This is a genomic window from Fusicatenibacter sp. (genome assembly GCF_050872605.1).
In the GTDB taxonomy this organism is placed as follows: Bacteria; Bacillota; Clostridia; order Lachnospirales; family Lachnospiraceae; genus Fusicatenibacter.
Map to the genome: position 1 here is coordinate 1 of NZ_JBNMHD010000061.1, position 10250 is coordinate 10250.

Annotated in this window: 10 protein-coding genes and 2 pseudogenes; 6 read left to right on the plus strand and 6 right to left on the minus strand. The window is 46.3% G+C overall.

Features of this window, described 5'->3' with window-relative positions; genetic code table 11:
• Positions 1-210: 210 nt before the first annotated feature.
• From ACY2VT_RS13450 to ACY2VT_RS13460, 3 genes are all read left to right on the plus strand, one after another.
• Complete coding sequence (locus ACY2VT_RS13450; protein WP_461880236.1) at positions 211-1911, plus strand: ABC transporter substrate-binding protein; 1701 nt, start codon at positions 211-213, stop codon at positions 1909-1911.
• Between the two features lie 124 nt (positions 1912-2035).
• Positions 2036-2482 (plus strand): nucleoside hydrolase-like domain-containing protein, encoded by a 447-nt coding sequence (locus tag ACY2VT_RS13455; RefSeq protein ID WP_461880237.1) that lies wholly within the window; start codon positions 2036-2038, stop codon positions 2480-2482.
• Between the two features lie 87 nt (positions 2483-2569).
• A complete protein-coding gene (locus ACY2VT_RS13460; protein ID WP_461880238.1) occupies positions 2570-2956 on the plus strand; it encodes a hypothetical protein in 387 nt (128 codons plus the stop codon).
• A 152-nt stretch (positions 2957-3108) separates the two neighbouring features.
• Here the strand turns inward: ACY2VT_RS13460 and ACY2VT_RS13465 are convergent, their stop codons facing one another.
• Complete coding sequence (locus ACY2VT_RS13465) at positions 3109-4080, minus strand: Rpn family recombination-promoting nuclease/putative transposase (protein WP_461880239.1); 972 nt, start codon at positions 4078-4080, stop codon at positions 3109-3111.
• A 139-nt stretch (positions 4081-4219) separates the two neighbouring features.
• The gene (locus tag ACY2VT_RS13470) at positions 4220-5128 is read right to left on the minus strand and encodes a ribokinase (protein WP_461880240.1); all 909 of its coding nucleotides are present in this window, start codon (positions 5126-5128) and stop codon (positions 4220-4222) included.
• Positions 5129-5220: 92 nt separating this feature from the next.
• Between ACY2VT_RS13470 and ACY2VT_RS13475 the strand changes: the two are divergent.
• Positions 5221-5358, plus strand: a pseudogene (locus ACY2VT_RS13475) (DUF6783 domain-containing protein); the annotation flags it as partial.
• On the opposite strand, the pseudogene ACY2VT_RS13480 reads toward ACY2VT_RS13475, so the two are convergent.
• Positions 5305-5478 (minus strand): annotated as a pseudogene (locus tag ACY2VT_RS13480) (hypothetical protein); the annotation flags it as partial. The pseudogenes ACY2VT_RS13475 and ACY2VT_RS13480 sit on opposite strands and share 54 nt — an antisense overlap.
• On the minus strand, positions 5450-6742 hold the full coding sequence (locus ACY2VT_RS13485) for an L-cysteine desulfidase family protein (protein WP_173828878.1): 1293 nt from the start codon (positions 6740-6742) through the stop codon (positions 5450-5452). The gene ACY2VT_RS13485 and the pseudogene ACY2VT_RS13480, both read right to left, overlap by 29 nt.
• Before the next feature lie 434 nt (positions 6743-7176).
• Here ACY2VT_RS13485 and ACY2VT_RS13490 point away from each other — a divergent pair, with 434 nt between their 5' ends.
• A complete protein-coding gene (locus ACY2VT_RS13490) occupies positions 7177-8697 on the plus strand; it encodes an alpha-L-arabinofuranosidase C-terminal domain-containing protein (RefSeq protein ID WP_461880241.1) in 1521 nt (506 codons plus the stop codon).
• An 83-nt stretch (positions 8698-8780) separates the two neighbouring features.
• Here ACY2VT_RS13490 and ACY2VT_RS13495 read toward each other — a convergent pair whose 3' ends face one another.
• Both ACY2VT_RS13495 and ACY2VT_RS13500 read right to left on the minus strand, forming a co-directional pair.
• Positions 8781-9083 (minus strand): AzlD domain-containing protein, encoded by a 303-nt coding sequence (locus ACY2VT_RS13495; RefSeq protein WP_330410127.1) that lies wholly within the window; start codon positions 9081-9083, stop codon positions 8781-8783.
• Positions 9073-9816: an AzlC family ABC transporter permease gene (locus ACY2VT_RS13500; RefSeq protein WP_461880242.1), complete on the minus strand. Its 744-nt coding sequence runs from the start codon at positions 9814-9816 to the stop codon at positions 9073-9075. The genes ACY2VT_RS13495 and ACY2VT_RS13500 overlap by 11 nt, the downstream gene beginning before the upstream one ends.
• A 316-nt stretch (positions 9817-10132) precedes the next feature.
• On the opposite strand from ACY2VT_RS13500, the gene ACY2VT_RS13505 reads away from it, so the two are divergent.
• A partial coding sequence (locus ACY2VT_RS13505) for a transposase (protein WP_461879150.1) occupies positions 10133-10250 on the plus strand: 118 nt, incomplete at its 3' end.

Consider the following 10250-nt stretch of genomic DNA (forward strand, 5'->3'; position numbering starts at 1 on the left):
AGGAAAAAGAAATAGGTAAAACGGTTCCAAACAGAAAAGGGGAAATTTTGTGCATAATGGTTCTGTCTGTGAGAAAAAAGGAAAAGTGAATACAGAAAAGGGGCTACTTATAAATATGCGTTACTAAAAGCGAAATCCCTGCAGATAGAATGAATCATTAGCAGCAAAAGGCTGCTTCGTGATAAACTTATTTTAAGGAGGAATTTTCATATGAAAAGAAAAATGCTTGCTGCTTTTCTGGCAGCGACAATGGTGGGCGGCCTGCTTGTCGGCTGCGGAAACAGTGGAGACGCTTCCGGCTCTTCCAAGAGCTCTTCAGGAACAACAGCAACAGCATCGGCATCTGGCGAGGCAGATGCTTCTGTAACAAAAACAGAGCTTGGTGAGTACACAGAAGAAAATCCTTATCATCTGGTATTTGCATTCGTTGAGTTTTACGAGCAGGATGACGCAGCACGTACGGCGGTACAGGATGCATTGAATGAATACATGATTCCGAAATATCATATTGAAGTGGAATTTCTCCCACTGCAGTATTCAGAATATCAGCAGACAATTCAGTTGATGATTTCCGGTGGTGATGAACTGGATGTTATGCCAATTTATTACAGCAATGCTTCCAGTTGGATTGCAATGAATGGTATTGTCGATATGAACCAGTATATGGATACTCCGGAGGGACAGGCTATTAAAGATGTGCTTGGCGAGGCAAATGCAACGGTAGGCTCCATGAATGGTATTCTGTTCGGTTTCCCGGCACAGAAGGAATCGGTTGAACTTGGTGGTTTGACTATGAGAGCAGATATCTGTGATGAACTTGGTATCGCAGAGGAATACGGATTGGAGTTGAATCAGGATGAATACACTGGAAAAGTGTATGACTGGTCTGTTGCAACTGAAATTTTCAAGAAAGTAAAAGAAGCACATCCGGAAATGACACCTCTGTATCTGCAGGGAAGCTCAAGCCCGATGAGACGTCTTGCATTTTTCGATGAGTTGGCGGATCAGTTCGGCGTTCTGGACTGGGAGGCTGATCATGATTCCACAACCGTAGTGAACGAGTTTGAAACTGATACTTACAAAGAAGCAGTAACCCAGCTGGCAGAATGGTTTGATGCTGGATACATTTATCCGGATGCGTTGACGGATACACAGGGAGCTGCAGTTATGATGAAGGCTGGAAATACGTTCTCTTATATGTCAGCAATTAAGCCGGGCTATCTTGTTGAGGCAAAAGCGTCTACAGGAACAGACTGCTATGCAATGTATTTTGGACAGGATGTAGAAGGTGGATATTCAACTACAAACGTAAGCTTTTATGATACTGGTATCGCAACCAACAGTGCGGATCCGGAAATGGCCTTTAAGTTTATTTCCGCACTGTATACAGATCCAGAAGTTATGAATCTGTGGCAGAATGGTATTCAGGATGTAAACTATAAAGTTCTGGATGATGGTACTGCTTATTATGTAGATGGTGAAGATGCTTCTAACTTTAAATATCACCAGAACACAGGATGGTTTATGGGCAATCAGTTTAATACCTACGTATGGAATGATGGATCCAAAGATGCAAATTACTGGGATAAACTGCAGCATCACAATGACTGGGCACAGTATTCACCGGCATACGGATTTATGTGGGATTCTTCTGAATACTCTACACAGATCACAGCACTGCAGAATGCACTGAATACGTATCGTCCTGCACTCGAGACAGGTTCTGTCGGAGTTGCTGGTGTAGAAGAAACACTTCAGAAACTGAATGATGCACTGTATGCAGCCGGACTGCAGACCGTTATGGATGCAAAACAGGAGCAGCTGGACAAATGGCTGGATGAAAATGGAGGGGCTACAAAGACTCCACAGACCAACCTTGATACGATTGCATCGGTAAAAGAAGCAAACTAAGGAAATATTAATACCTGGTATAACTAAGGCAAATCCGCCCGGGAACCGTAAAACTGTGCGGTATTCGGGCGGATTGTTTTGTATACTTCTGATTTTACAGCAGAAAGGATTTGCTATGAAAAAAATGAATTATACATTCTCTGTGCCGGACAACAAACGCGTGCGTATGATTGTCAGCACAGACTGCAAAAATGAGGCGGACGACCAGTTCGCACTGGCACACCACCTGATGACACCGATGTTTATTATGAAAGGCATCGTTCCGTGCCACTTTAACATGTTCTCTCGCGATTACGGCGATGGACACACCGCACAGGCTAGCATGGACGAGGTCAATAAAGTACTCGATCTGATGGATCTGCGGGGCGTATGCCCGGTCTGCAAAGGATCGGAATTTCCGATGAAGGACGAGCAGACTCCGGCCGTGTCTGAGGGTGCTAAGCTGATCATCGAAGAAGCGATGAAAGATGATTCACATCCGTTGTTTATTGCCTGCCAGGGCGCGCTGACAGACGTTGCTTCCGCACTTCTGATGAAACCGGAAATCGCGGACCGTATGACTGCTATCTGAATCGGCGGCGCACCGTATCCGGCAGGCGGAGAGGAGTTCAACCTCCGTCAGGACATCGCCGCTGCAAACGTTGTGATGAAATCCGGCATGAAAGTATGGCAGGTTCCGTCTACCGTATACAAGAAAGTGACAGTTTCTCTTGCCGAGCTGCAGCTTAACGTTCAGCCATGTGGCGAGATCGGAAATTATCTGTATCAGCAGATGGTAGACTTCAACAACACCTTCTACCAGTTTCAGGAGTGGCCGCATGGCGAAATCTGGGGTCTTGGCGATTCCCCGACGGTTGGATTGCTGCTGGCAGAGGTACAGCGTACCGACCTCTATGAAATGGTAGAAGCACCGGAGATCAGCTATGAGGACATGAGCTATCATTTCACCGGAAAGAACCGTAAAATCCGTGTTTACCATGACCCGAATGCGGAGCTGACGCTGAGAGACTTTTTTGCGAAACTGAAATTGAATTATGGGATGTAACAGGGATTATTAGAAATAGAAATTGCCGGGAATCAGATTTTTCCTCTGATTTCCGGCAGTCGTTTTTTAACCGAATCAAGCAAGTCCCCACCCACTGCTTATTGCTTTTTGCAATGGAAGCAGGGGACTTACTTGATTCGGTTAAATTATGATTATGCCTGGCTCTTTTTCATTGCTGCCTCAAACGCACTCTCCGTCATATTTGCCCGAAAGGCAGCATCCTTGACACTCAGAATACCATCCCTAACCAGGCTGGTGAGTGTAAAGAGAATACCTTCTGCTTTACCTTTCTCCATCCCTTCAGCGAGTCCTTCCTTTCTGCTGTCCTGCATCATGTCATCAATCGCTTTGCACATATCTACTTCCTCCGTTTCTTCTGAAAGATCAATGGTTACGTTTGTGATTGCCTGAATTACCCTGGCGGCATTTCGTTCTAACGTCATTCGTGTATTATTCCGGATAAAAGAAGAGAGTTTTTCTTTATCCTTCGAATACTTAATGCAGCCGAGCACTTCCCGCAGACTGGTAGAAAATTTTTCAAGTTCTTCCGGCTCAATTGCGGCTGGATCAATAAGATGGATTTTGTAATCCTGAATGAATGTCCGCATTTCTTCTAGAGGGAAATCCATCATTTCATGCAAAGAAGTTGCCCCGTCCCATGGCTCCGCGCCGAAATGAACCACAAGAGTGATCACTGGCCGGAGTTTATCTGCTTTATGAAATCCGGAAAGAAATTCCGCACGTGTCGCGGCGTTCTTTTTCTTTGCATTTTCTGCAGCAATAGCGGAAACCTGATTTCCATACTGCAGAGCATCATAAATCATATTTCGGACGGGCATTGCATAATGTACATCTGTCTGGTTTTCAATTCCAAGCAGAAGGTAATCAGCATTCTCGTCCTCCATAATGACAGCAGTCTTCAAAACGTCCCGGTATTTCTGGATTGCTTCATTTGAGGACTTCTTCCCTTTCACAACCAGCTGTACCAGTTCCGTCGTGTCAAGCTCCCGCAGCCGTTCTGGCTGAATCACCTTTTCTCCATGGAAAATCAGGTAATTAAAAGCGTCTGCAAACACAGAGTTTTCGCGCATGAATGCTTTGGTAACAGTGTCTTTTTTACTCATGTATTCCTTGCCTTGTCCTTTCCGATTATCCACTCTTCCGGGAATTTTTAAGGTAGGAATTCTTCTGGAACATCTTCGGTTCTGTTCTAATACTATATCATATTTGTAGTATCTTTGCCATGTTGTCTTTCTGAATTTTTTATAAAGCCGCCTTGACATCCGCCAACGTCGGAATCGATGTGCTTGCACCTTTTTTACCTACCGCAATCGCAGATGCCATAGCGGCTGTTTTTAATGCTTCTTCCGGTGTTTTTCCGTTTATAATTTCACCGACAAAGTATCCGGTAAAGGTATCGCCTGCCGCTGTGGTATCAACGGTTTTTACCGGGAAAATGCCCTGTGCGCAGCGTTGGGTGTGATAGCCATACATGGAACCTTCTTTGCCGAGGGTGAGCACAATTTTGCTATCCGGAAATTTGTGAACCAGTCCGTTTAGCAGAGCAGTGCCATCCGCGTTTTCAGCAAGGGCAGCCCCCGTTTCTTTTAAAATTGCAGCAGCCTCAATTTCATTCAGAATCAGATATTCAGCCGTTTCGAGCGGCATCTGGAAAATCTTTTCATTGACGGGTGAGGGGTTCAGCACAATGTGCATGCCTTTTTCATACGCGCAGTCCATCAGATAAGGGATCTCGCTGATTTCATTCTGCAGAACCAGATAGTCGCCCGATTCGGCGAAGGTTAATACATGATCCACATCCGCTTTCGTAATGGCCTGGTTGGCACCGCCGAAGAGGATAATACAGTTTTCACCTTCCGGCGTATTCTGAATGATCGTGTGTCCCGATGGTCCTTCTTTTTTCAGAACAAGATCCGTATGAACACCTGCCTTTTTCAGCGTTTCCAGCAGCGGAGCAGAATCCTTTGCCCCAACAGCGCCGGCATGCCACGTTTCCAGGCCATATTTTGCAAAAGCAATCGCCTGGTTCAGCCCTTTTCCGCCGCTGAAAATCTGCCGGTCATCCGCCAAAAGCGTTTCGCCGGGTTGGACAAAATGGTTGACAGAGTAGACATAATCGATATTTAAAGAACCAAAGATTAATACTTTCATAATTCATTCTCTTTCTGCTTCCTGCTTGTTTTGCAGAATCCGTCACAAGGAAGACACCATAGCTTTTCGGAAGCTGTAAAGCCAGTTCATAGATTCCTGTACTTCATCATAATGCAGAACCTCCGTTTTTTCAAATCAAAATCAGAGCCTGTTTAAAAAAGTCTGTTAAAAAGGCTTTCTGCAAAATGTATGTCACAATTTATGGGAGATTTTGCCAAGATGAGGGCGTCGTAGCGGTTTTCAGGGTGGACAGGAAAAACGACATAAAAACAGCCATCTGTGCAAATTTGTCCAGATGGCTGCCTTATCGTAATATTTTTATTATTTACACACTTCGTCAATATCCACACGGTCGATCATAATATTCAGGATTTCCGTATCGGTATCTTTCATGCCGACTCTTCCGATGTATCCCATACTCTTAATCGTATCTTCGACATCTTCCCGCACGATACCTTCTCCCGGCTGGAAGCTTCTGTGATGCTGGCCCATGTAGTGAGCCAGAATTGCGGCATCAACAGCGGATGCGATTTTTGCTGCACAGGAGGATTTTGCTCCGTCGCAGACAATACCGCCGACGTTTCCGATGGTGTTGACGATGGTCAGGCTGACATCCTCATACGATCCGCCGGAAAGATAGGTGATGGCAGCTCCTGCGCCGCAGCCGGCACTGACGGCACCGCAGTAAGCGGAAAGGCTGCCAATATATTTTTTCTGATGAACGGCGATCAGGTTGCTGACAACGAGTGCGCGGTACAGTTTATCCTGCGAAACGTTCCATTCTTTTGCAAATTCAATAACAGGAAGAGAAACGGTCATACCCTGGTTTCCGCTGCCGGAATTGATGACAACCGGAAGAGAACAGCCGCTCATACGTGCATCGGAACCGGCTGCTGCGCGGGCACGGGCGCGGATTTTCACGTCATTGCCATAATCATTCAGAAGGGTGCGGCCTACCTGTGCTCCGTACGGATGATTCAGGCCTTCATCGGAAATCGCAGAGTTCATGGTGATCTGACGGTCAAGAATGTCTTTGACATCTTCGATTTTTACCGTATCGGCAAATTCGAGAATATCTTTGACATTCAGCACGCTTTTATCTACATATTCCGGAGAATCTTCATGTGCAGCAATCTGGTAGAGTACTTCGCCGTCCTTTACGATGCGTGAAATCAGTGTATGGCGGTTGACAATTGTAACCTCGGCGCTGTGCTCACCGGCGATGACTTTTGCAACGATATAGAGATTTTCTACACCTTCTTTTAAGGTACAGGTGCAGAATCCCTGCTGTACCAGTTCTTTTGTCTTTTCAATGTCTGCTTCGGTTACGTCCTCAAGAACCTCAAGCTCACGATCGGCCCGTCCGCCGACAACACCGAGTGTTGCTGCAACATCAATTCCCTTCAGTCCGTTGGAATTCGGAACCTTAACGCCTTTTACATTTTTAATAATATTTCCACTGCAGCAAAGTTCAATCTTTTCCGGCATCTGTCCGAGTACCTCGTGTGCTTTCGCAGCTGCATAGGCAATCGCAATCGGTTCGGTACATCCGAGGGCCGGAACAAGTTCGTTCTTTAAAATCTTTACATAACTGTCGTATAATTTCTGATCCATCTAAGTTCTCCTGTGTATTTTTTATCCGGATAAACAATAAGTTCTGCATAATATCTGGTTATATTAATGATATATCACTGATAATATCAGATGTCAAGCATAGAATTGCATTTTCCAGGCTGCAAGCCCGACTTTGCGGAACGCTTGTCCTCCTTCGGCTGCGATAGCCCGCGCGAACAGCTCTCATCTCAGAGTTTGTTTCGGAAATTCTTTTCAGACACACGTTGGGATTTTCCGGCAACACGTTGTATTTTTTTTCGACATGTCCTATACTGAAATATATAGCAAAGACCCAAAATAATACGCAAAAGGCAGTATTGCAGAGCGCGAATTACAAGGAGCCGATGGGAAGGCGTACCGGAGTATGATAAAAATCTGTGACGCAGTAATTCGCGCTTTGCGGTGCTGAATTTCTTACATTGGAGGAAGTCTGTATGCAGAAAATTACGTTTCGAAAATTAATCGGAGAGAACTATATTTACCCGGAGCTGCAGGGACACTTTATAGAATTTCTTGGCTCCTGTATTTACGATGGCATCTGGGTCGGTGAGGATTCGGAGATTCCGAATTATCATGGAATCCGAAAAGACCTTGTGGATGCATTTCGGAAGCTGCATCCGCCGGTGATCCGCGGGCCGGGCGGATGCTATGCGGATGTTTATCATTGGAGAAACGGGATCGGACCGAGAGAGAACAGGCCGGTTACTTATAATGAAAATTTTGGTACATTTGAAACCGATCCGAATCAGTTCGGTACGCACGAGATGATGGAATTCTGTGAAATGATCGGCGCAAAACCATGGTTTAATGTCAATATGATGACAGGTTCTCCGGCTGAAATGCGTGAATGGATGGAGTATTGCAATCGAAGAGAATCTACAACACTTACCAGAGAGCGGAAGGTAAACGGACACGAAGCACCGTTTCAGGTAGAATACTGGGGCATTGGAAATGAAGTATGGGATGGCGGCGGAAAAATGACGCCGCAGATGTATGCGAATGAATATCGGAAATTTACATCGTCCTGTCCATCCTTTGGATCGGGCGATCAGGCGTTTCCGCCTAAATGCATTGCCAGCGGTCCGGATGGGAACAAGCCAAAAGAGCGTGTTGCGTGGACGAAAGACTTTTTCAAGGAGATGGGAAAATACCGTATGCCATCGCTTTACGGCTATGATCTCCATTTTTACAACTGGAATCTGAAACAGCTTCAGACGGAGAAAAAGTTCGATGAAAAACAGTGGTATGACGTGATTAATGGATGCAAAGAGCTGGAAAATGTCATTCACGAGCAGCGCCGCCTGATAGACGCCGGTCTTGAGGCACTTCCGAAGCCGGAGGGTCCATTCCGGACGGCACCGAGAAAATGTGAACTGATTGTCGGTGAGTGGGGTAACTGGCACAGCAGCGCGTTTAATGCACGTCCGGCGCTGTACCAGCAGTGCACAATGCGCGATGCCGTTACAACCGCATTGACGCTGGATATTTTCCACCGCAACACCGGGGATGTGCGCATGGCATGTGTAGCACAGTCTGTCAACGTTCTGAATTCCCTGTTCCTGACGGAGGGCGAGCATTGCATTCTGACACCAAACTACGATGTATTCGAGATGTACCAGGTACACCAGGGTGCGTATACGCTTGGATTTGAGGAAAAGAATAAAGATCCTGAGGTCTGCATCTTTGCTTCGATCAAAAATGATGATATCTACGTCAACCTTGTAAATACAAGCTACAGCGAATCAAAGAAAATCGAATTGAAATTCAAACAGTGTCCGGAATTTGTTGAGGCCAAAACACTGCACTCCAAAGATCCGCAGAACTACAACGATGTGAAACATCCGAACCGTGTCCGCTGCAAAGAAGGAAAAGCACCTGCACGGGAAGAAGACTCCTTCCAGATTGCATTGCCGGCGGCTTCGGTCAGCGTATATCATTTCAGAAAAGCAGAGTAACAAGAAAGAATCAACGCGGGCTGCCCAGGGAAGCAGAGTTCTTCCCATGGACAGCCCGTTTTTCCATATTCGGAAAAATTTATTTACAAAAACAGTTCAATCACAAACACCACCGCACAACATGCCACCGAAACCTGAAACAGGCTTGCACCGAACCATGCGGCTGCGATGCCGACGACAAGTGCGAGTGCGCCGGAAACAGGGCTCTGTGTTGCATGGACGATCGCCGGGAAGGTCATGACGGACAGTGTCACGTATGGTACATAGTACAGAAACGACTGAATAAACTGATTTTTAATCGGCTTCCGGATCAGCGTCAGCGGCAGAATCCGGATGGTGTAGGAAACCAGGGCCATGACGGCGATATAAATATAATTATTGTACATCAGCGTTTTCCTCCTCTGTCTTTACCGGGAACAGGATAGCTCCGGCGCAGGAAATCAGAACGGTGAGCAGAATCGTTCTGGTTCCGTCGGAGAGAGTGGAGATGCCCGGGAGATAGTTGCAGATAAAGCTTAAGAAAAAGCTGACGGCAACAAGACCTGCTACCACACGGCTTTTTCGCGCCGGGGGAATGATGATCGCAAGGAACATGCCATACAGCGCCACACTTAAGGCACTGACAGCGCGCAGCGGCAGCAGATTTCCGGCAATAATGCCGAGTGCCGTGCCGATCGACCACGCGGGAGCAGCGACGAGAATGGCGCCGTACGTATAATACGGATTCAGCCAGCCCGGGCGCGCAATTGTGATGCCGAACAGTTCATCTGTCACATCGTAACCAATGAGAAAACGGTGGAAAAACGGCGTGTCCGGTGAAAAACGTTGGGCAAGCGCACAGCTCATCAGCAGATACCGCGCATTGGCGATGAGCGTAATGATGGCGACCTGCAGATAGCCTGCATTGGCGGCAATCAGTGTAAAGGCGGCGTATTCTCCGGCGGAAGCATTGTTAAAAAGACTGGCGAGAAAGCCCTGAAAAGGACTAAGACCTGCCTTACGCGCCGCAATGCCGAGCGAAAACGAGACCGCAAAATAGCCAAGCCCGATCGGAATACCATCGCGGATTCCGTTGATCAGAACCTGGCGGGAAAATGAATAAGATCTTTGTGAACTCATAAAAAATTACTTCCTTCTCCTGCGTAAAAATCAGATTGCTACGTGCTTTGCACTCTCGCAATCTTCTGGTGAAAATTATAGCAAGTTTCGACAGGTTCGTAAACTCTTATTTTGCTCTTGTTCGTTTCCCTCAGCCACCGCTTACGCCTGCGTTTCTAAGGCTGTTGAACTGGATTGTATAAAATTATCCAATGCGTCGTAAAACCCCTTGCTTCAGCTATGGGGATATAAGACGCGTCCATCGAATTTACGCAAGTAATTGAAGATGGACAAAATAACAGTTGTATTAATCGATAAAATGTCGTATAATACAAATATGAACACAACATATCAATCAAACAATAATGTCGTCTATTCCTGTAAGTACCATGTAGTATGGTGCCCAAAGTATAGACGAAAAGTATTAACGAACGGTGTGGATGTCCGGCTGAAGG

What these genes read in the sequence shown, in the direction of transcription:
- ACY2VT_RS13485 (WP_173828878.1), bottom strand. Translation starts at nt 6,742, where the DNA reads ATGGATCAGAAATTATACGACAGTTATGTAAAGATTTTAAAGAACGAA.
- ACY2VT_RS13460 (WP_461880238.1), top strand. Translation starts at nt 2,570, where the DNA reads ATGAAAGTATGGCAGGTTCCGTCTACCGTATACAAGAAAGTGACAGTT.
- ACY2VT_RS13470 (WP_461880240.1), bottom strand. Translation starts at nt 5,128, where the DNA reads ATGAAAGTATTAATCTTTGGTTCTTTAAATATCGATTATGTCTACTCT.
- ACY2VT_RS13465 (WP_461880239.1), bottom strand. Translation starts at nt 4,080, where the DNA reads ATGAGTAAAAAAGACACTGTTACCAAAGCATTCATGCGCGAAAACTCT.
- ACY2VT_RS13490 (WP_461880241.1), top strand. Translation starts at nt 7,177, where the DNA reads ATGCAGAAAATTACGTTTCGAAAATTAATCGGAGAGAACTATATTTAC.
- ACY2VT_RS13500 (WP_461880242.1), bottom strand. Translation starts at nt 9,816, where the DNA reads ATGAGTTCACAAAGATCTTATTCATTTTCCCGCCAGGTTCTGATCAAC.
- ACY2VT_RS13455 (WP_461880237.1), top strand. Translation starts at nt 2,036, where the DNA reads ATGAATTATACATTCTCTGTGCCGGACAACAAACGCGTGCGTATGATT.
- ACY2VT_RS13450 (WP_461880236.1), top strand. Translation starts at nt 211, where the DNA reads ATGAAAAGAAAAATGCTTGCTGCTTTTCTGGCAGCGACAATGGTGGGC.
- ACY2VT_RS13495 (WP_330410127.1), bottom strand. Translation starts at nt 9,083, where the DNA reads ATGTACAATAATTATATTTATATCGCCGTCATGGCCCTGGTTTCCTAC.